Origin of the sequence: Niveispirillum fermenti, from assembly GCF_048066175.1 — a bacterium.
Classification (GTDB): domain Bacteria; phylum Pseudomonadota; class Alphaproteobacteria; order Azospirillales; family Azospirillaceae; genus Niveispirillum; species Niveispirillum fermenti.
In genome coordinates, this window is the sequence record NZ_JBLTXA010000009.1 from 112,603 (window position 1) to 133,954 (window position 21,352).

General features: G+C 65.9%; 14 protein-coding genes. 7 read left to right on the forward strand and 7 right to left on the reverse strand.

Translation table 11 applies throughout. From position 1 onward, the window contains the following. Positions 1 to 48: 48 nt before the first annotated feature. The 4 genes from ACM9LZ_RS11760 to ACM9LZ_RS11775 form a co-directional block, all read right to left on the reverse strand. Positions 49 to 1,551, reverse strand: a complete 1,503-nt coding sequence (locus ACM9LZ_RS11760) for a carboxylesterase/lipase family protein (RefSeq protein WP_416619658.1) — start codon at positions 1,549 to 1,551, stop codon at positions 49 to 51. An 11-nt stretch (positions 1,552 to 1,562) separates the two neighbouring features. After that, positions 1,563 to 3,515 carry a glycoside hydrolase family 3 protein gene (locus ACM9LZ_RS11765; RefSeq protein WP_416619659.1) on the reverse strand — a complete coding sequence of 651 codons (1,953 nt, stop codon included), beginning with the start codon at positions 3,513 to 3,515 and terminating at the stop codon, positions 1,563 to 1,565. Between the two features lie 10 nt (positions 3,516 to 3,525). Further along, the gene (locus ACM9LZ_RS11770; protein WP_416619660.1) at positions 3,526 to 5,724 is read right to left on the reverse strand and encodes a beta-glucosidase family protein; all 2,199 of its coding nucleotides are present in this window, start codon (positions 5,722 to 5,724) and stop codon (positions 3,526 to 3,528) included. A gap of 64 nt (positions 5,725 to 5,788) precedes the next feature. After that, complete coding sequence (locus tag ACM9LZ_RS11775; protein ID WP_416619661.1) at positions 5,789 to 7,972, reverse strand: TonB-dependent receptor; 2,184 nt, start codon at positions 7,970 to 7,972, stop codon at positions 5,789 to 5,791. 429 nt (positions 7,973 to 8,401) lie between these two features. Between ACM9LZ_RS11775 and ACM9LZ_RS11780 the strand changes: the two genes are divergently transcribed. The 7 genes from ACM9LZ_RS11780 to rfaE1 all read left to right on the forward strand — a co-directional run bounded on the left by ACM9LZ_RS11780 (position 8,402) and on the right by rfaE1 (position 17,364). Then, on the forward strand, positions 8,402 to 9,454 hold the full coding sequence (locus tag ACM9LZ_RS11780; protein WP_416619662.1) for a LacI family DNA-binding transcriptional regulator: 1,053 nt from the start codon (positions 8,402 to 8,404) through the stop codon (positions 9,452 to 9,454). A 10-nt stretch (positions 9,455 to 9,464) separates the two neighbouring features. Next, a complete protein-coding gene (locus tag ACM9LZ_RS11785; RefSeq protein ID WP_416619663.1) occupies positions 9,465 to 9,701 on the forward strand; it encodes a hypothetical protein in 237 nt (78 codons plus the stop codon). A gap of 109 nt (positions 9,702 to 9,810) precedes the next feature. Next, a complete protein-coding gene (locus ACM9LZ_RS11790; RefSeq protein ID WP_416619664.1) occupies positions 9,811 to 10,977 on the forward strand; it encodes a glycosyltransferase family 4 protein in 1,167 nt (388 codons plus the stop codon). A gap of 49 nt (positions 10,978 to 11,026) precedes the next feature. Further along, positions 11,027 to 12,010: an ADP-glyceromanno-heptose 6-epimerase gene (gene rfaD, locus ACM9LZ_RS11795; protein ID WP_416619746.1), complete on the forward strand. Its 984-nt coding sequence runs from the start codon at positions 11,027 to 11,029 to the stop codon at positions 12,008 to 12,010. A gap of 5 nt (positions 12,011 to 12,015) precedes the next feature. Continuing rightward, complete coding sequence (locus tag ACM9LZ_RS11800) at positions 12,016 to 13,818, forward strand: hypothetical protein (protein ID WP_416619665.1); 1,803 nt, start codon at positions 12,016 to 12,018, stop codon at positions 13,816 to 13,818. Between the two features lie 26 nt (positions 13,819 to 13,844). Next, the gene (locus tag ACM9LZ_RS11805; protein WP_416619666.1) at positions 13,845 to 15,758 is read left to right on the forward strand and encodes an O-linked N-acetylglucosamine transferase, SPINDLY family protein; all 1,914 of its coding nucleotides are present in this window, start codon (positions 13,845 to 13,847) and stop codon (positions 15,756 to 15,758) included. A 103-nt stretch (positions 15,759 to 15,861) separates the two neighbouring features. Further along, positions 15,862 to 17,364: a D-glycero-beta-D-manno-heptose-7-phosphate kinase gene (gene rfaE1, locus ACM9LZ_RS11810; RefSeq protein ID WP_416619667.1), complete on the forward strand. Its 1,503-nt coding sequence runs from the start codon at positions 15,862 to 15,864 to the stop codon at positions 17,362 to 17,364. 29 nt (positions 17,365 to 17,393) lie between these two features. Here rfaE1 and ACM9LZ_RS11815 read toward each other — a convergent pair whose 3' ends face one another. The 3 genes from ACM9LZ_RS11815 to ACM9LZ_RS11825 all read right to left on the reverse strand — a co-directional run bounded on the left by ACM9LZ_RS11815 (position 17,394) and on the right by ACM9LZ_RS11825 (position 21,205). Beyond that, the gene (locus tag ACM9LZ_RS11815) at positions 17,394 to 18,818 is read right to left on the reverse strand and encodes an HlyD family type I secretion periplasmic adaptor subunit (RefSeq protein WP_416619668.1); all 1,425 of its coding nucleotides are present in this window, start codon (positions 18,816 to 18,818) and stop codon (positions 17,394 to 17,396) included. Then, positions 18,815 to 20,905 carry a peptidase domain-containing ABC transporter gene (locus tag ACM9LZ_RS11820; protein ID WP_416619669.1) on the reverse strand — a complete coding sequence of 697 codons (2,091 nt, stop codon included), beginning with the start codon at positions 20,903 to 20,905 and terminating at the stop codon, positions 18,815 to 18,817. The genes ACM9LZ_RS11815 and ACM9LZ_RS11820 overlap by 4 nt, the downstream gene beginning before the upstream one ends. A gap of 135 nt (positions 20,906 to 21,040) precedes the next feature. Next, positions 21,041 to 21,205, reverse strand: coding sequence for a hypothetical protein (locus tag ACM9LZ_RS11825; RefSeq protein ID WP_416619670.1), 165 nt, complete (start codon positions 21,203 to 21,205; stop codon positions 21,041 to 21,043). Positions 21,206 to 21,352: the final 147 nt, after the last annotated feature.

Genomic DNA, 21,352 nt, shown 5'->3' on the forward strand with positions numbered 1-21,352 from the left:
TCCGCCTGGCATTGCCTGACGAACGGACGGCCGGAACGGCGTTTCCGGTCACTTTTGCGCCTTTTCCATCAGGTCCAGGCGCAGACGCAGCGGGTCGGGGACGAAGGCCGCGCCGCCGGGGGCATAAGACATCAGCCTGTCTTCCGCCGCGCGGTAGATCGGGTAGCCCGGATCACCCGACATGGCGAAGGCGATGAAATGATCGTGAAAGGCCTTGGCGATGGCCTTATCCGCCGCACTGACTGCGCCGGGATAGCGATATTCGACGGTGCGGAAGGCATAGGGAATTTCGCTGGCATGGGTGGCCCCCGGCATCGCGCCCCGCTGGCTTTCGGCCACATAATCGAAGCGGTAGGCATAGGTTGGAAGCCCCGATGCCGACCATTGCCGGGCCAGATATCGCGCGGGTTCGATGAAGATGCGGTCGCCGACGATCTTCCAGCTGGTCAATAGCGGGGTCGGGCTGGCATAGGCCTTGCGTGCCGCCGCCTCATCCCCGCCAAAGGCCGTCAGCAGCGTGTCCGCGTCCCCGATGGGGAACCCGTCCAGGCCTGTGGCTCCGATCATCATGGGCATCCGCGCGCCCTTGCCATCGGCGATCGTCCTTGCCGGTTCCTCGGTCAGGAATTTTCCATCCAGCATGGGACCGGCATAATGATCCACGCCGTCACCCATGATGGCGCGCATGTCGAGCCCGTCGACGATCCTGTCGGCCGGCAGGGCGCGAAGGGCGGCCAGCCCGGCGGCATCCTCATGGTTGACGCCGGCATTGCGCGCGAAGGTCACACCGCGTTCTTCCGCCACGGCCAGCGGGACCAGCCCCAGCCCCGTGGCACGCCCGCCACCCGACATGATCAGCGCCTTGTCGAACAACCCCCTGGCGGCGGGGACGGCCAGAAGCACATGTACCGACCGGCCGCCGGCGCTTTCCCCGAACAAGGTGACATTGGCGGGATCACCCCCGAAGGCGGCGATGTTGCGGCGAACCCATTGCAGGGCCGCCACCTGATCCATGAAGCCGAAATTGCCCGTTGGCGCCGCCCCCGCCTCCGCCGACAGGGCCGGATGGGCGAAGAAGCCGAAGCGGCCCAGGCGGTAATTCAGGCTGACCAGCAGAACACCGGACCGGGCAAAGGCCGATCCGTCATAGACGGTGGGCGACGACCCGCCATTGACGAAGCCGCCGCCATGGATCCAGACCATGACGGGCCGCTTTACACCGGCCTGCGGCTTCGGCGCCCAGACATTGACGAACAGGCAGTCCTCTCCCATCGGGCCGCCCAGCGGGGCGGCATCGCCGGGGAACGGGTTCTGCAGGCAATCCAGGCCGTACGTATCGGCCTTGCGCACACCCTGCCACGGCACGACGGGGGCCGGCGGGCGCCAGCGCAGATCACCGACGGGGGCCGCAGCATAGGGGATGCCCTTGAAGGCGACGATATCACCCTCGGCCACACCCTCCACCCTGCCGCCATCCACGGTCGTAACGGGGGCCGCGGCGGCGGCAGGGGACAGGAGCAACAACAAGGCAATGAACAGGTGACGCATCATCCACTCCCGTTTCAACGTCCAGAGCCGATGGGATAGGCCGGGTTTGCGCTGTCATGCGGTAAGGCCGGCGATTGTGCCCGCACAGCGGTCATGCCGGAAGGCAGTTCAAAAGGCAGCCGGCCCGCAGGCGGCGTGACACCGCACAGCGCGTCGAACAGCGCCGCATCGCTGATCCCGAAGGAGGCGAGCAGCAGGGCAGCGTGCGGGCGCACCGCCGACAGGATGGCCGGCCGGTCCATATCCACGGCCAGAATGACGGGACCGGCGGATGCCGCCTGCTGCACAATGGCCAGTCCGGCATCGCCCGGCTTGAAATCCAGATCGCCCTCATGCTGACGCGAGCCGAAGAAATGGCCGGGATGCAGGGTCTGGTATGGGGTGGACAGACGGATCAGGCTGATATCCGCCTTGTCGGCGCTGTCCACAATGGTGAATCCCGCCGCCCGTGCCGCTGCCGGATCGACACCGTGCAGGAACAGGCGCTTGCCCCTGTCCGGCAGGGCGATGGCGCCCAGCCTGTTCTCCAGCACGACCAGGGACCGCGCCTGCGCTGCATGCCCGGCAGTCATCTTGTCGGCCGAACCGACGATGGCGGCGGCACGGGCGGCATCGGCGAACGGGTTCTCGAACAGGCCCAGACGGATTTTCAGGGCCAGGACACGGCCCACCGCCTCGTCCAGGCGCGCTTCGGGCAACAGTTTCTGTTCCACCGCCTGGCGCAGGGCGGAACCGTCATCGACGCCGCCGAACTGATCGATGCCGGCCAGCATGCCCTTGGCGAAGCGCTGCGGCTTGGTCAGCCCCTCCACGCCCCAGGGCATGGCGATATCCTTGGGTGCCTGTGGCGGGTTGCCGGTGCGGCAACTTTCGTTGCAGTCATAGGTGATGGCCCAGTCGGACAGGACCAGCCCCTGGAACTTATGGGCCCCACGCAGCAGATCGGTCAGCAGTTCGCGTGAATAGCCGCCGCCCACCGGCTCCACCGGTTTGCCGTTCAGCACCAGACCCTTCTGGATCGTGTAGGTGGGCATGATGCCGGTGGCCCCGGCCTCGAACGCGCCCTGGAAGGCCGCGACATGCCGGTCGAATCCACCCTTGGTGAAATCCGTGAAGCGGCCATAGTAATTATGCCCGTCATAACCCTCGATGGCGGCGCCATAGCCGACCCAATGCTTGACCACGGTGGCGACACCGCCGGGTGACAGGCCGGCATCCGCCCCCTGCATGCCCTGCACATAGGCCTTCACCTGCGCCGACACGCGGGCCGGGTCTTCCCCGAACGTGCCGTTCAGGCGGGACCAGCGGGGTTCGCTGCCCAGATCGGCCTGCGGCGACAGGGCCATGGAGATGCCGACGGCGCGGTATTCATCCCGCACCATGGCGGCGAAGGTCCGGGTCAGGGCCGGATCGTCGATAGCACCCAGACCCAAGGTTTCCGGCCATTGCGAAAAACCGGTGGTCGTGACGCTGGCGCCCGCCGTCACTTGAAAATGGCTGCGCGGATCGGTTGAGATCATGACCGGGATGCCCAGCCGGCCGCCGGCCGCAACCTCCTGCAACCGGTTATTCTCGGTCGCGAAATCCACCGGCTTCACGGCCATGCGGGTGATCATGGAGGTGACGTGCCGGTCCAGGATCATGGCGCGCGCGGCGTCCAGATCATAGGCCGGGCCGGGCGACATCATGCCCCCCTGGACCGGGGCGGTGCCATGCACCGCCTCCCCCGCCTTCTCCGCCAGGGTCATGCGCGACACAAGATCGGCGGCCCGTATCTCCGGCGATAGGCGCCAATCCTCATAGGGGTTCAGCTTGCCGTCGCGATTCAGGTCGCGGAAGCTCAACCCATCAGCCTTCACCTGCGGCTGCCCGGCGGGCAGGGCCGGCTGCAGCGGGGCGGCGAGGCTGCCGGTGGACAGCAGCAACGCTGCCAGGGAGATCATGCCGGCAGTGGTTCTGTTCGACATCCGGACCCCCTTACGGCTTCAGCGTGCGCTGGCTGACGCGGGCCTTGCCCGACAGCACGGTCTGTGCGGCGGACGGGCCGACGGCCACGTCATAATCACCGCCATCGATGCGCCATTGGCGCCCGGCCTCATCGAAATGGGCCAGCAGGCGCGGGTCGGCCTTGACGGTGACGGTGCGGCGCTCACCGGGCTTCAGGTCGATCTTCTCGAACCCGATCAGGCGGCGCAACGGCTTGCCGGCGGCACCGGCCAGATAGATCTGCGGCGCGTCCTTGCCCTGCAACCTGCCGGTATTCGTCACTTCGAAGCTGACGGTCAGCGTCTCGCCACCCTTCACCCGCAGCTTGTCATAGGTGAAGGTCGTGTAGGACAGGCCATGACCGAACGGAAACAGCGGCTTCATGCCCTTTGCCGCGAAACGGCGGTACCCCACGTCCGAACCCTCCTCATACACCACATCGAACTGCTGTTTTTCCGGCAGGCCCCAGCCCGGCAGGGTCGGGCGCGGATACTGGTCCAGGCTGGCCGGGAAGGTGACGGGCAGGCGGCCGGACGGATTGACCTTGCCGGTCAGGATATCGGCAATGGCCTCGCCCCCCTTCTGCCCGCTGTACCAGGCTGCGACGACGCCGCCGACCTTGTCCAGCCAGGGCATCAGGACGGGGCCGCCTGTCTGCAAGACAACGATGCTGTTTGGATTGGCGGCGGCCACCGCCTCGATCAACTGGTCCTGACCCTGCGGCAGGGACAGATCATAGGCATCCAGCCCTTCGGACATCCATTGGTTGGCAAAGACGATGACGATATCGGCATCCCGGGCCAGGGCTGCGGCCGCTTGCGGGTATCGGCCGTCATTGAAGCTGACGGTGGCATCCGGCAATGCAGCCCGCAGCGCCTTCAGCGGAGAGGAATTGTGGAAGGCCTGCCGCAGCCAGGCCGCCATGAACCCCTCGCCCCCCACCGGAATGACAATCGGGTTGCCGCCATGGCTGGTCACCTGTGACGAACCGGCACCCGACAGGACACCGCTATCGGCATGGCCGCCGATCACCGCCACCTTCTTCACGCCGGGCGCCAGGGGCAGGATGCCCTTGTTGGCCAGCAGCACGATGCCTTCATCGGCCACCTGTCTGGCGATGGCGTCATGGGCGATGCTATCGATGGCGGGCGCCGGCTTCGCCTCGAACAGGCCGGCGGCGAACATGGAACGCAGGATGCGGCGCGACATGTCGGACAGGCGCGCTTCCGGTATGGAACCGGCGGCCACCGCCTGTTTCAGCGGTTCACCGAACCAGACCTGATCATCCAGCTGTTCGCCCGACTGCTGATCCAGGCCCCTGGCGGCGTAGTCGGTGGCGTGGACCGCCCCCCAGTCCGACATGACCCAGCCCTTATAGCCCCAATCGCCCTTCAACACCTTGTTCAGCAGATGATCGCTGCCGCAGGAATAGTCGCCATTCACCAGATTGTAGGCGCACATCACGGAGCCGGGCTGCCCCTTCTCGATGGCGATCTGAAAGGCCAGCAGGTCGCTTTCCCGATGCGCCGCCTCCCCGATGACGGAATTGGCCCAGTGGCGGTTGGTTTCCTGGCCGTTCAGGCTGAGATGCTTGATAGTGGAGATGATGTTCTGCGACTGGATGCCCCGGATGCTTTCGCCGGCCAGGGTGCCGGCCAGCAACGGGTCTTCCCCCAGATATTCGAAATTGCGGCCATTGCGCGGGTCCCGGGCCAGATTGGCGCCACCGGCCAGCAGGACGTTGAAGCCCCGGGCCACCGCCTCCTTCGCAATCATGGCGCCACCATCATGGGCCAGCTTGGGATTGAAGCTGGCGGCCAACGCCAGGCCGGACGGCAGGGCCGTGGCCGTGTCGCCGGGCCGGATGCTCATGGGGTTGGTCACGCCCAGGCTGGCGTCGGTTTCCTTCAAGGCCGGGATACCCAGGCGGGGCACGCCGGGAATATAGCCGGCACCGCCGATGGCGTCGGCGGGCAGCTTCTCGACCTTGAAAGGCAGCGCCATGGGCCCGTGCAGCAGGCCGATGCGCTCATCCAGGGTCAATTCCGCATCCAGCAGCCGGGCCCGCTCATCGGGCGACAATGTGCTGTCACGCCAATCCTTGGCACCTGCCGCATGCAGCCCCGTGCCCAACGCCGTGACACATAATCCGGCAGCCAGACCACTCCTGAACAAACGGTGGATATTCATCAAGGCCTCCAGGGGAATGTCTTTGGAGAAAAAAAGGCGCGGGCGGGCCCGCGCCGGAGGAAGATCAGAAGTCGATACCAAGGCGCACGCCGTAGGTGCGCGGCGGGGCGTAGAAATCACCCGTGCCATTGGTGGCTACACCCGCGGTCGCATTGGGGCTGGACGTCGTGCGGATGTCGTCATTCTCCAGATTGCGAACAAAGGCCATGACCGTCCAGGCATCCTCGGCCGGCTTATAGGTGAGCGTGAGGTCGGTACGGGTGAAATCACCCTGCTTGTTCTCCAGGAACCCGTGATATTCCAGATACTTGGACGATTCGTAGTGGGTCTGTACGCGCGCCGTCAGACTGGCGCCGTCGGCCATCTCGAACTCGTGCTGATAGCCCAGATTGATCGACCATTCCGGCGTGCGCGCCATATGGCAGCCGGAAAAATCGGCCGCGCGCGGGGCGGGTGCAGTGTAGTCGGCAGTGTAGCAGCGCGCGATGCCGGCATTGGCCACATTGTTGGAAAAGGCATCGCCACGGGGCAGCAGGAACTTCTTGTATCGCGCATGCAGCCAGGACAGGCTGGCGTCGATACGGTCGAACGCTGTTAGCAGATAGTCGGTTTCCAGTTCAAGACCATAGATCTCCGCCTTGTCGGCATTCAGGGTGACGGTGGCATCCTGCCCGGCGATGGTGCCGATGGCCGAAATCTGGAAATCGCGATAATCATAGTAGAAGGCCGAGGCGTTCAGTTGCAGCCGGTTGTCCAGCAACCGGTTCTTCACGCCCAGTTCATAGGAGGTGATGGTTTCCGGCTTGTAATCATTCGGCTCCATCCCGTCGAAATAGCCGCCGGCCTTGTAGCCTGTGGCGACATTGGCATAGAGCATGCTGTCTTCCGACAGATCATAATCGACACCGGCCCGCCAGTTGACGCGGTCCCAGCTATTGTCGGACACGTTCAGCGTCACCGTGCCGGTGACGGCGCCGGCATTGTTGGTGAAATAGGTGCCGCCATTGCGGCCCTTGCGGTCCTTGGTATAGCGCAGGCCTCCCGTGAAGCGCAGTTCATCGGTTGCCGACCATGTCACCTGGGAGAAGACCGCCTTGGTGGAGGCGAAGACATCCGGTTGGATGAAGCTCAGGTAATTATCGTCTGCCAGGAAGATACGGAAATCGACATCATTGTCTTCCTTGAAGTAATAGGCGCCGATCACCCATTTCAGCCGGTCCGTCTCCCCGCCCAGGCGCAGTTCATGCGACCATGTCTCGTCAAGGCCGTAGAAATAATTGGGGGCGTGGGTGGAGGGGTTCTCGCCCACGCGGTCATCCTTGGCCGAATTGAAACCGACCAGATAGGTCAGTTGGGCGAAATCCAGGTCATAATTGATCTCGGTCCCGGCGCTCCAATAGGTGTTGTCGCGATAGGTATTGACGCGCGACAGGATAGTGCGCGGGTCGCCGGTTTCCATGGGATAGGCGACATCACCGCCGCCAGTGCCCCCACGGGCCAGCCAGTCGGCCCGCAGGTTGATGGACAGGTTCTCCGCCGGGGTCCACAGCGCCTGAAGGCGGGCGGACTTGTCATCCTGGCTGTCCTTGTCGTTGCCGGCCTGCGGGCCGGGCGTGATCGACTTCTGATAGCCGTCGTGGCGCGTGGTCTGGAACGCGGCACGCACCGCGAACGTATCGCCCAGCGGCACGTTCAGCACGCCGCTGGTGGTCAGCGCGTCGTAATTGCCGAATTCCACCGCGGCAGAGCCTTCCAACTGCTGGGTCGGCTTTCTGGTGATGACGTTGATGGCACCCGCGGTCGCGTTACGGCCATAGAGCGTGCCCTGCGGCCCGCGCAGCACCTCCACCCGGTCGATATCATAGAACAAGGCACCGGTGGCCGTGGCACGGGCGATATAGATGCCGTCGATATGATAGGCGACGGCAGGGTCCCCCACCTCTGTCACGTTCGTGCTGCCGATGCCGCGCATGAAAATCTGCGACGCACCGCCGCCCGTATTGGTGATCTGCAGGCTGGGGACGGTCGCCGACAGGTCGACGACACTTTTCACGCCCGCACTTTCCAGCCCCTCCCCCGTCACGGCCGATACGGCCAGCGGCGTCTTTTGAAGATTCTCGGCGCGGCGCTGGGCCGTTACGACGATTTCGTCCAGTTGCAGGACAGTCTCCGCCGTCTGTGCCCCCGCCGACAGGCCGGGCGCCATGGCCACGATGGCAGCCCCGACCATCAATGAATAGTTGCGCATAAGGTCCACTCCCATTTGGTCTTTTGGTTATGGGAAGCGAGCAAGGATCATCCGGCGCCCGTCGGGCGACGGCCGGTCATTTCCGGAACGGAAAGTCCGTGCGGATGGATGCAGACAGGGACCGGCCGCTGACGCGCTGGGGCGTCAGGTTGCGGTAACGGCGCGTGCGGATAGGTTCATTGTCATCTCCCCAGGATACCGTCCCCTTTTGGGGCTCTCGCTTACGGTCGGCATTCTTGTAGGGACAACGTTGTCCCTGCCGTTCCGAAAATAACCGGGTCTCTCTCTTCCGGCTGGAAATTCTGTTACCATTGATAACCATCCTGCCGCAAGCAGAAAATGTCCAACGTTGTCCCCTCTGTTGCCTGTGCCGGTCCCGATAGGGTAGAAGCAAGCGTCAACAAGGATTTGGCCGGAGCGCCCCCTCTCGTGAGCAAACCCACCATCCATGATGTGGCCCGCGTGGCTGGCGTGTCGATCAAGACGGTTTCGCGCGTGCTGAACGGGGAGCCCAAGGCAAGCCCCGCCACACGGGAGCGTGTGATGGCGGCGGTGGCATCGCTGGACTATTCGCCCAACCTGTCGGCCCGCAGTCTTTCAGCATCCCGCAACTTCATGATGGCCTTTGTGTTCGGCACCTATCCGGAGGAACCGAACGTATCCCTGCAGAATGAATATATCGCGGGCCTGCAGGTGGGGGCGGTGACCGCGGCACGGGCGGCCGGGTTCCATCTGCTGGTCGAACCGCTGGAAATGACGGATGCGGGTTTTGCCGAGCGGGCGGCGCGGATCATCTCGATGCCGGCCGTGGATGGATTCGTCATCATGCCGGGCCTTGCCGACGACCCGCGCCTGCTGCGTGTGCTGACGGAACGGCGCGGCCATTATGTGCGGGTCAGTCCCGGCGTGGAACTGCCGGCCCTGCCCGCCATGGTGCGCATCGACGATTACCGCGCCAGCGCCGAGATGACGCGCCATCTGCTGGAACTGGGACACCGCCGTATCGGCTTCATCGGTGGCCGCCCGAATTTCGGTTCGGCTGAACTGCGCCTGCAGGCGTTCCGCGATGTCATGAGGGCGGCCGGTACCTTCGATCCCGATCTGGTACGCAACGGCGATTACACGCGGGCATCGGGACGGGTGGCCGGCGGGGAGCTTCTGGCGCTCGACCCGCGCCCCACGGCCATCTTCGCCGCGAATGACAGCATGGCCATTGGTGTCATGGCCCTGGCACAGCAGCAGGGATTGGGCGTCCCGGCGGATTTGTCGGTGGCCGGCATCGATGATATCAGCATGGCGTCCGCCATATGGCCGGCCCTGACCACCGTGCGTCAGCCGATCATCGCCATGGGGGCGGCGGCGGCCACCTATATCGTCGCGGCCAGCCGGTCGCGGGATGCACCGCCGCACCTGCCCTTCTTCGCACACGAACTGGTGGTACGCGACAGCACGGCCCCGCCGGGACAGCCTGCCCGCCGCTGATCAACCCGCCTTGCCGGCTGGCACGCCCATCGCCCCTCGGGCGGCCGACAGCCTGGACGAGGCGCTGATCGCCGCGGGGCGGTTGACGGCACCCCAGGCGGAACAGGTGGCCGCCCTGGCACGCAGCGCGTTCGACCAGGCCTTCAACGGCGTCATCGCCATTGCTACCGTGCTGCTGCTGGCAACGGCGGCGGGGATATGGCGGGTCGCCCGGGGTCCGGGCAATGGCGCCGCACGTCTGCGATAAGCTTTACGGCGATGTTTGCCGGCATTGCCGTTGGGGGGCGACCAGTGCCATGGTGCCGTCGGCCCCTGCTCCGTCATGCCGGGGCAATCGTGTCGGGAGTTATGGTTTGGTGCAGACTCTGGCTTTGACGTGGCAACTGACCGAGATCCACGGCTGGGGGCTGGTCGGCGTCCATACGGCACTCTGCCTGATGGACCGCAAACAGCCGCCCCTGCTGCTGGAAAAGCCTGCCCTTATCAGCATGCGCCCGTCCACACAGGAGAAGCTTCGCGAACTGGTCCATGGCTATGAACAGATCAGCGCCCTGTCGGCCAAGCATGGCGGGCGGGCGCTGCGGCTGCATGATTGCGTGGCGCTGCATGCATTGGGCAACGGTTTCAATCACGGGCCGCCTTCCGACCTTTACCAGGGGGAGGGCAATATCGGGGTCATCGCGTTCGAGGATACGCTGTTCGATGCCGAGGTGCTGGGGCGGGCACGCCGGTATGACCGCATCATCGTCCATTCCACCTATAATCACGACCTGCTGGTGTCCCACGGGTTCGATGATGTCAGGGTCGCGCTGCAGGGGGTCGATCCCACGGAAATGCCGCTGCTGCCGCGCACCGGCCGGTTCGGCGACCGGTTCGTTGTATTCTCCGGCGGCAAGCTTGAATATCGCAAGGCCCAGGATCTGGTTCTGGCGGCGTTCGGCATCTTCCACGCCCGCCATCCCGACGCGCTGCTGGTGACCGCCTGGCACAATGCCTGGCCGCATACCTCCGCCGACATCGCCCAGTCACCCCTGATCGACCGGGCGCCGGCCATCGATCCGGCCACGGGCAAGCTGCGCATCGCCGAATGGGCGGCGGCGCATGGGGTGTCGCATGACGCCTTCGTCGATTTGGGCTTCATCGTGCGTCCGCAGATCGCCCCCATCCTGGCCGAATGCCATGCCGCCATCTTCCCCAACCGCTGCGAGGGGGCGACCAATCTGGTGGCCATGGAGGCGATGGCCTGCGGCGTGCCGGTAATCCTGTCGGACAATACCGGCCACCGCGACCTGATCCGGGATGACCATTGCCTGGCGCTGCGGCAGCAGACACCCGTTACGGAGGAGGCGGACCGGCGCCGTGGCTGGTCCCATTCGTCGGTGGACGAGATAGTGGCGCACCTGGAAAGCCTGTACGAAAACCGCAGGGCCGCGCGTGCCATGGCCGACCGGGCCAAGATTTTCATCCGGATCGACCGGACCTGGCGGAACTTCGCCGAGAGCTTCATCGAGGCGGCCCGATGAGCGGAAATGCCAAGCACCAACAGAGGGTAACAGGCCCATGACCGCCGCCCTGACCATCATCACCGGCGGCGCCGGCTTCATCGGCTCCAACATCGCGGCGTCGCTGGCTGCGCGCGGGGAAGAGGTCGTGGTCTGCGACCGGCTGGGCCATGACGACAAATGGCGCAATCTTGCCAGGCACCTGATCGCCGGCTTCGTGGCCCCGCCCGACCTGCCGCGCTATCTGGCGGACAATGCCGGTCTGGTGAAGGCCATCATCCATATGGGTGCCGTCTCCACCACCACGGAAACCGACGCCGACCTGATCGTGGAGACCAATATCAGGCTTTCCACCCTGTTGTGGAACTGGTGCGCCCAGCGGGGGGTGCCCTTCATCTACGCCTCGTCGGCGGCCACCTATGGCGATGGAGCCCACGGCTTTTCCGATGATAATGATCCTGCCGCACTGGCCCGCCTGCGCCCGCTCAACGCCTATGGCTGGTCGAAGCTGGCCTTCGACCGCCATGTGGTCGACCAGATGCGCCGGGGCCGGCGCCATCCGCCGCAATGGGCGGGCCTGAAATTCTTCAACGCTTACGGCCCCAACGAATATCACAAGGGCGGGATGATGAGCGTGGTGGCCAGGAACCACGCCATCGCGGCGGGCGGCGGGCGGGTGCGGCTGTTCCGGTCATACCGGCCTGATTATCCCGATGGCGGCCAGTTGCGCGATTTCGTCCATGTCCGTGATGCGGTGAATGTCGTGCTATGGCTGCTGGACAATCCAGGGGTCAGTGGCATCTTCAATGTCGGCTCCGGTCAGGCCCGTTCCTTCAACGACCTGATCGCGGCCCTTTACCAGGCCGTCGGACGGGAGCCGGCGATCGACTATATCGAGATGCCTGAAAGCCTGCGCGACCGATATCAGTATTTCACCCAGGCCGATCTGGGCCGGCTGCGCGCCGCCGGCTACCACATGCCGATGACGGGGCTGGAGGACGGGGTCGCCGACTATGTGGGCCGTTTCCTGTCACAACCCGATCCCTACAGGTAAAGCGGATGGACGCCTATGACCAAGCCGTCGCCCATCACCGGGCGGGTCGCACGGATGCGGCGCTGGCGGCCGCCCGGCTGGCGGCGGCCAGCGCTCCTGGCGACCCGCTGACTCACAACCTCCTGGCTGTCTGCCTGATCAGCGCACAGCAGGCGGACGAGGGCCTGCAGGTGCTGCTGAAAGCGGTCCGGCAATGGCCGGAGCATGAGGGGTTGGTCACCAATCTGGCCATCGGTCTCTACAATGCCGGCGACCAGAAGGCCGCCTGGCATTACCTGCGCCATCTTGTGGTGCTGAACCCCGCCAGCGCCGCCGCGTTTGACCGGCTGGGGGCGCTGTCGCTGACCTGGCGGGGGGATCGCGAGGGGGCCACCCGGCTGGCCGACCGGGCCGCCCGTCTTGCGCCGAACGACAAGACCATCCGCATCAACCAGTCCCTGGCCTGGGCACCGCATGATCTGGAACGGACGATCCGCGCGCTGGATGCCGCCATCGCCCTGAACCCCGACGATCCCCATCCCTATGTGCAGCGGGCAGGCGCCCTGCTGCGACAGGGGCAGGTATATGCCGCCCTGCATCCACTGCGCCGCGCCCTGCGCCTGAACCCCGGTCACGAGGATGCCGGCCGGCATGCCCTGCGCTGCCAGCGCTACCACACCGCCAGCCAGTCGGCCGCGGCACGGGGGCCCGGCCCCGGCGACGGGCTGCTGCTGCGCGGCCCCTTCTCCACCAGCAGCGGCTATGCCCATATGGGTCGCCGCTATATCCAGACACTGCGCAAGCAGGGCGTGCCGATGCAGGTCGTGGGTGTCTTCGGGCACGAAACCTGGGGGGAGGAGCCGCTTGAGGCCCCGGTCGGGTCCAAGGCCGCCATCAACATCATGGTCCCGCTGGCGGTGGAGCCGATCCCCGGCCTGACCACGATCCTCTATTCCATGTTCGAGGGGCCGCGTATCTCAAAGAGCTGGGCGCGGCAGAGCCTGTCAGCCGACCTCGTGATCGTGCCGACCGAATCGTCCCGCATCGCCTGGGCATCACAAGGCTATCCGGAGGATCGCATCCGCGTCTGTCCGCTGGGTGTGGATGCGGAACCGGCGGCGGCCGAGGCCCCCGCCCTGACCCTGGTCACCAGCGCCGGCCGCCGGGTCGACAGTTACCGCCACCGCTTCCTCAACGTGTCAGACGCCATTCCGCGCAAGAACCTGGATGGGGTGCTGCGGGTCTGGCTGCGGACGACGCGGCGGGACGATGACGCCGTGTTGATCCTGAAGCCCGGCAAGGGGGGCACCGAAAGCGCGCGTCGCCACCTGCAAGCCATCGTGCGCCAGACCCAGGCCCATGTCGGCCGCAGCTTCGCCGAGGCCGCCCCCATCGTGCTGATCGACCAGCCGTTGAGCGAGGCGGAAATGACCGGCCTGTTCCGCACCGCCAATTATTACTGGAGCCTGTCGCATGGCGAGGGCTGGGATCTGCCGCTGTCCAAGGCCGGCGCGATGGGGCTGGGCCTGATCGCCCCGGCCCACAGCGCCTATCTGGATTACCTGGATGCGCGCTTCGCCCGGATGATCCCCTGCGGTATCGGTCCGGCCCACCTGCCCTATAGCCGTGAACCCTGGGAGCCGTTCTTCGGGCTTGACTGGTGGGAGCCGGACGAGGATGCGGCGGCATCCATCCTGTCTGATATCATCCGGGGCCGCGATTCAGAATTGCCGGATGCCGCGGCCCATCTGCTGGACAACTTCACTTGGAACCAGGCAGCACTTAAACTGCGCCGCATCCTGGCGGATGCCGGGCTGCTGCGCCATTGAGCCGGCGTTACCGACAGGACGATACCGTGACCGATCTCTTCACCGCCGCGCTGGACCAGCATAAGGCCGGCAACCTGATGCAGGCGGAACGCCTTTACCGCACGGTGCTGGCGGAAAACCCGGATCATCCGTTCGCCAACAACAATCTGGCAATCCTGCTGCGGGTGCAGCGGCGATGGGAGGAGGCGGTCGCCTGCTACCGGCGCGCGTTGAATGCCAACCCCGAAGACGCCCACCTTTACAACAACCTGACCTGCGTGCTGTCCGACATGGGGCAGGATGCGCAGGCTGCCAAGGTCGGCATGCTGGCCGTCAGCCTGCGCCCCGACTATGCCGAGGCCTGGTTCAATCTGGGCAACATATTCCGCAACCTGCACGCCACCGATGCCGCCAGGGGGGCCTATCACCGCGCCATCCGCCTGAAACCCGACATGGGCGAAGCCCACAGCAACCTGGGCGACCTGCATAAATCGGCAGCGGAACTGACGCGGGCCATGGAATGCTACCGCACCGCCCTGCGCCTGCAGCCCCACCTGCCGCAGCCTTACGTCAATCTGGGCGAGGTGCTGAAGGAACAGGGCCGGGTGACGGAGGCCATCACCCTTCTGCAGCACGGGCTGGAACAGCATCCGCACCTGCCCGTGCTGCATTCCAACCTGTTGTTCGCCCTGCATTATTCACCGCATGTCCCGCCAGAGGTCATCTTCCGCGCCCACCGGCATTGGGGGGAGCGCCACGCCGCCCCCCTGGCCCCTGCGGTGGCACCATCTTTTTCCAATGACCGTGATCCCGACCGGCGGTTGCGCATCGGTTATGTCTCGCCGGATTTCTGCGGCCATGCCGTTTCCTGCTTTCTGGAACCGCTGCTGCGCGGTCATGATCGCGGCGCGGTTGAGATATTCTGCTATCCCACCTCCCGGCGCCGTGATGAAACCACCGCGCGGTTCCAGGCCATTACCGGCCATTGGTTCCCGCTGACCGGCCTGTTGGATGAGGAGGCGGTGGAGCGCATCCGGGCCGATGGCATCGATATCCTGGTGGATGTGGCGGGCCATACCTGCGACTGCCGTCCGCTGATCTTCGCCCGCCGGGCCGCCCCGGTGCAGGTTTCCTGGCTGGGCTATCCGGACGGCACGGGCATGGCGGCGATGGATTACCGTCTGACCGATGCGATTGCCGACCCGCCGGGCGTGACCGACCGCTGGCATATGGAAAAGCTGGTACGGCTGGAGGATGGCTTCCTCTGTTTCCGCCCGCTGCGGGACACCGGCTTCAGCCCCGACCTTCCCGCCCACAGGAACGGGCATGTCACCTTCGGGTCGTTCAACAACAATGCCAAGATATCGGCCGAAGTGGTGGCGGTCTGGGCAGCGCTTCTGCAGCGCGTGCCGGATGCGCGGCTGGTCCTGAAAAGCCGTTCCTTCGCCGACCCCACCACCCATTCCCGCTACAGCGCCCTTTTCACCGCACAGGGCATCGCTGCCGACCGGTTTGAACTGATGCTTCATACACCCGACCAGGGCGACCATCTGCGCGCCTATGATGGCATCGATATCGCCCTGGACCCCTTCCCCTACAACGGCACGACGACCAGTTGCGAGGCGCTGTGGATGGGGGTGCCGGTGGTGACCCTGCAGGGCGGCCACCATGTCGCCCGCGTCACTTCCAGCATCCTGCACCGCTGCGGCCTGGATGATCTGGTTGCAGCGGATACGAACAGCTATATCGACATCGCCGCCGGACTGGCTGCGGACAGGGACCGGCTGGCGGCATTGCGGCGGGGGCTGCGGGCGCGCATGCGGAACAGCCCCCTGTGCGATCCCTACGGCTTCGCCCGACAGGTGGAGCAGGCCTATCGCCGGATATGGCGGACCTGGGCCGAAGGTCCGGCCACCGGACCCGGCGATCCGGTGCGGCCGGACATGGACATGCACGCCTGACAGCGGCTTGTGGCTGGCCTGAGCCAGGCCGGAGCGCTATACAGCAAGGCAGATGGTGCCGTCGTCCCACGGCCCCCACCGGAATTGCAGGCGACCGACCGGAATGACCGAGCCAGAACGCGCGTCCCCCGTCCTGACGGATATAGCCGCCGCCCTGGCCGGCGCGCGGGTCGCCATTGTCGGCGACGTGATGCTGGACCGTTTCGTCTATGGCGATATCGACCGCATCTCCCCCGAGGCGCCTGTACCGGTGCTGAAGCTGCATCACCGGCGGGAAATGCTGGGGGGCGCCGGCAATGTCGCTGCCAACGCCGCCAGCCTGGGGGCCACCACATTGCTGGCGGCGCTGGTCGGTGCCGACGCGGCGGGCGACAGGATCGGTGACCTGGTGGCGGCCCTGCCCGGTGCCACCACCCGCCTGGGCCGCCGGGCCGCCGGGCCGACCACGGTGAAGACCCGCATCGTGGCCCGTCAGCAACAGATGCTGCGGCTGGATGAGGAGGAGATAGCGCCACCGACACCGGCAGAGACCGAGGCGCTGCTGACCGGCGTGGGGGCCGTGTTGCCGGGCTTCGATGTGCTGCTGCTGTCCGATTATGCCAAGGGCGTGCTGGCCGGCGACATGGCCCCCCGCCTGATCGCTGCCGCGCACGGCGCCGGAAAGCCTGTGATCGTCGATCCGAAGGGCCATGATTTCGGCCGTTATGCCGGGGCCGATCTGGTCACGCCCAACCTGGGGGAATTGCGTCAGGCCAGCGGTCTCCCCTGTGATGGGGATGAGGAGGTGGTCACAGCCGCCCGCAGCCTGATCGGACGCCACCGCATTGGTGCCATCATCGTCACGCGCAGCGAACACGGCATGTCCGTCGTCACGGCCGATGGTGCCGAACATCTGCCCGCCCAGGCGCGGGAAGTGTTCGACGTGTCGGGCGCCGGCGATACCGTGGCGGCGCTGCTGGCCTGCGCCCTGGCGCGCGGGGTGCCGCTGACCGTTGCGGCGCGGCTGGCCAATGTTGCGGCCGGCATCGTGGTGGGCAAGCTGGGGACGGCCCAGGTGACGCCGGGGGAACTGGCCCTGACGCTGCACCAGCAGGAGGCCGGGGACCCCGTTGCCGCCAAGATCGCCGACCGGCCGCTGGCGGCGGCACGCACGGCGCAATGGCGGGAAGGCGGGCTGGTCGTCGGCTTCACCAATGGCTGCTTCGACCTGCTGCATCCCGGCCATCTGTCATTGCTGCGCCAGGCGCGGGCAGCCTGTGACCGCCTGGTTGTCGGCATCAATGACGACACATCGGTCCGCCGGCTGAAGGGGCCGCAGCGGCCGATCCAGCCATTGCAGGCACGGGCCGCCGTGCTGGCGGCGCTGCAGGTGGTCGATCTGGTGGTTCCCTTTGCCGAGGATACGCCGTTGGACCTGATCCAGGCCCTCCGCCCCGCCCTGCTGGTCAAGGGCGCCGATTACCGGGTCGATCAGGTGGTCGGGGCCGATTTCGTGCAGTCCCATGGTGGCCGCGTGCTGCTGGCCGACCTGCAGGCCGGTTTCAGCACGACCAGCACGGTGGCCCGCATGGTTGCCAGCGGCGGGAACGGGAGCCCCGGCAGCTGACGCGGCAGGCCGTCACCCCCCCGCCCGCGTCACGGCTCCCGGATCGCCTCGCTGAGCCCGCGGGTGATGGGATAAAGGAAATAGGACAGTACGCTGCGCTTGCCGACCTTGATTTCCGCCCGCACCGTCATGCCCGGCGTCAGCCCCACATCCTCCGGCAGGTTCTTCAATTCGGTCGACAGCAACTCTATCCGCCCGCGATGGACGGCACCGGCATCGGCCAGCCTTGGTGCGCGCTCGGCATCCGTCTGTTCAGGCGCGGCATTGATGGCGAAGGATTCCTCGCTGACCGACAGCAGGCGGCCCTTGACCATGCCGTGGCGCTGGAAGGGGAAGGCGTCGACCTTCACCGCCACCTCGTCCCCCGGCTTGGTGTAGCCGACATCGGCGGAGCGCACGGTGATCTCGGCGATCAGCGGCACATTGCTGGGCACCATGGTGATCAGCGCCTCCGCCTCGCGCGCCACCGAGCCGGTGGAACGCCTGGCCACTTCCAGCACCACGCCGTCCTGTGGCGCCACCAGTTCCACCAGATCGTTGATGCGCACGGCCTTGGTCAGCGCCTCGTCGACCTGTACCGCCTCACTGCGGGCCTTCACCAGTTCCTCCAGCAACTGACGCTGCCACTGGTCGATGAAGGATTGCCGTTCCGCCTGCTTGGCGGTCAGGCTGGACCGCAGTTCGGACAGCTTGTTGATCGTGCTCTGCTGGCTGCGCTCCACCTCCAGCCGGGTCGCCCGTGCATCCAGCAATTGCAGGCGCGACCCGGTCTGGCCGCGGAACAGTTCCTCGCGCAGGCGCTCAACGTCCTTTGCCACCGCCAACTGCTCGCTGAGCGAGGCGCGGTCATCCTCCGCCGTGCGCAATCCGGCCTGCAGGCTGGCGATCTCACCGTCCAGTGCGGCCAGACTGGAGGCGTATTGGGCACGGCGCTGGCGGTAGAGGTTGGCCTGCAACGCCAAGTCGCCGTCAACGGCCTGCTCCATGTCCTGGGTCAGCGGCTTGCCCGCCGCCTCCTGCTCCAGACGGCGCAACTGGGCGAACAGGGCGCTCTGCTGCGCGGTCAGGCTGGCGCGGTCGGCCAGCGAGAAGGTGGCGTCCAGCCGCGCCAGGACCTGCCCGCGCGTCACCTTGTCGCCCGGCCGCACATTGATCTCCCGGACGACCGACCGGTCCAGGGGCTGCAGCACGATGGCCGGGCTGTCCGGCACCAGCCGCCCGTTGCCGGCGACGATCACATCCACGTCCACAACAGCGGCAATAAACAGGATCAGCAGGAAAAGCCCCGCCACCGCCAGGTGCGGCGCGCCCAGCAGGCGCGGCGGCGGGGCGGCGATGATCTCCTCCAGGTCCTCCTGGAAGGGCAGTGCCTCCGGCGCCACCGATGGGGCCGCCGGCTGGGCCATGCGACGCCGGATGATGGCCGGCACCAGTTTTTTCAGGGACCCGCTCATTGAATGTGCTGCGTCTGGGTTTGCCACAGATGGCGATAGATATCGCACCGTTCCAGCAATACCCCATGTGGGGCGAAATCCACCACCTCGCCCTGCTCCAGCACCAGGATCCTGTCCGCCGTCACCAGGGAGGAAAGGCGATGGGAGACAATGATCATCGTGCGGCCGCGGGCGATGTCGGCCAGGTTCCGCTGCACGATGGCCTCGCTTTCCGGGTCCAGCGCGCTGGTCGCCTCATCGAAGATCAGCAGGCGCGGCCGGGTCAGCAGGGCACGGGCGATGGCGATGCGCTGACGCTGGCCGCCGGAGAAGTTGGAGGCATTCTCCTCCACGAAGGTGTCATAGGACATGGGCAGCCGGTTGATGAACTCATCCGCCCCCGCCATGCGCGCCGCCTCCAGGATTTCCGCCAGGGGCGCATCCGGCCGGGCGGCGGCGATATTGTCGCGGATGGTGCCGCGGAACAGCAGGTTGTCCTGCAGCACCACGCCGATGGACCGGCGCAGATGGTTGAGGTCGATATGGCGCAGATCGACGCCGTTCAACTGTATGATGCCATCCTGCGGCGTATGGATCGACTGGATCAGCCGGGTGACCGTCGTCTTGCCGGAACCGGACCGGCCGACGATACCGATAACCTGCCCCTCCTCCACGGCGAAGGAAACGCGCTGAAGGGCCGCGTTTGACCCGGCGCTGTAGCGGAAGGTGACGCCTTCGAACACCATCTGTCCGGTGATGGCCGGGCGGGCCGACCGGGTGCGGCCGGACCGTTCCGGCGGCGTATTCATCACGTTGCCCAGCATCTTCACCGACAGGGCCGCCTCCTGATACTCATTGATCAGGGCGACGATCTGCACCAGCGGTCCCGTGACGCGGCTGGACAGCATGTTGAAGGCGATCAGCGCGCCCAGGCTGAGCTGACCGTTGAACACCTCAACGGCACCGATGGCCAGAACGCTGATCTGCATCAGCTTTTCCAGCATGCCGGTCAGCACGCTTCCCAATGCGCTGACGCGGCCCACCGCGGCGTGCTGATGCACGGCCTTCGCCACCTTGCCGTCCCAGGCGCGCTGGCGGATCGGCTCCAGCACCAGCGACTTCACCGCGCGCATGCCGTGGATGGTTTCCACCAGATGGGCCTGCCGGGCCCCTTCGGTCTCGTAGAGCCTGTTCAACTCGGTCCGGTATTTCGGCACCATGGCGCCGATGACGCAGGCGATCGCCGCCGAGAAGCCCAGCACCACGGCGGTCAGGGTGCCGGAATAGAAGACCAGCAGGATCAACAGGATCGGCAGGGTCGCGGCGTCCAGCAGGACCTGGAACAGCCGGCCGGTGAGGAAATGGCGCAGCTTTTCCGTCTGTTGCAGGTGTCGGACAAGCACGCCGGCCGTGCTGGTCTCGAAAAAGGCGAGCGGCAGGCCCAGCAGGTGCCGGAAGGTGCGCGATGTCAGCCGCGCATCGATCTTGTTCGAGGCGATCAGCATCAGGTTCTGCCTGACATAGCCGAAGAACCCGTCGAACAGCGTCAGCACCACGAAGATCAGCACCACGGCGAACAGGGTCTGATAGCTCTGGTGCGCCACCACCTTGTCGATCAGCACCTGGAACAGCAGCGGGATGCACAGGCCGATGATGTTGGCCATCACGGCAGCCACCGCCACGCCCCGGAACAGCTTGGCGTGACGCACGATCTCGGGCATGAACCAGCGGAAGCCGAAAGGCTGCTCCTCGTCGGTCAGCGCATAGACGCGCTTGCACAGGACCAGCGTGCCGTCCCATTCCTCCATGAACTGCTCGCGGGTCAGCAGCTTGACGCCTTCCTTCTCCGTCGCCGGGTCCAGCACGGCGGCAAAGCGCTGACCATCGGCAGCCGTGACCACCTGGGCCAGCACCACCCAGGAGCCGTCCTTGCGTATCGCCAGTGCGGGATAGGCAGTGCCAAGGGCCCCCGCCTTCTCCCAACTGCAATTGTCGATCGCCCGGCCCTTCAGGCCGACGGCACGCATGGCGCGCAGAATGGAATTCTTGATATCGTCCGTACCACCTGTCGGCAACTCTTCCGGTGCCAACTGGATTCCGTGGTGCATCGCTATCAAGAAAAGGCAGCGCAAGGCTGACATATGCGGAGACAATGAACGCCTATTCCGGGTGAGAGATGCCTGTCGCCCGAAACTATCGGGCTTTGGGCATTTTCACGAGCTTAATCTCCATACGGCCGTGGATTATCCCACCTGTCCGCTGATCTGCCACGCCATCTCGGCCGATTTCATCTTTGCCGCTCTCGCCTGGTCGACCATCCGGACGGTCGCATCAAGCTGGCCGAAAAGGCGCGGCATATCGAAGCGATACAGACCTATATTGATCGCCGGCTGGTCGTCGATGATCATTCTCGACCTGGCCGGCCGACAGACAGTTGTTTGCGCGTGCCGGGTTATACCGACCCGCAATGATGGATCGATGCCCATGTCAGAATACATACCATACCCGCTTGCCGCCGGCGCCTGAGTGGGGAGCCGCCTGTCTGGCCCGATCGG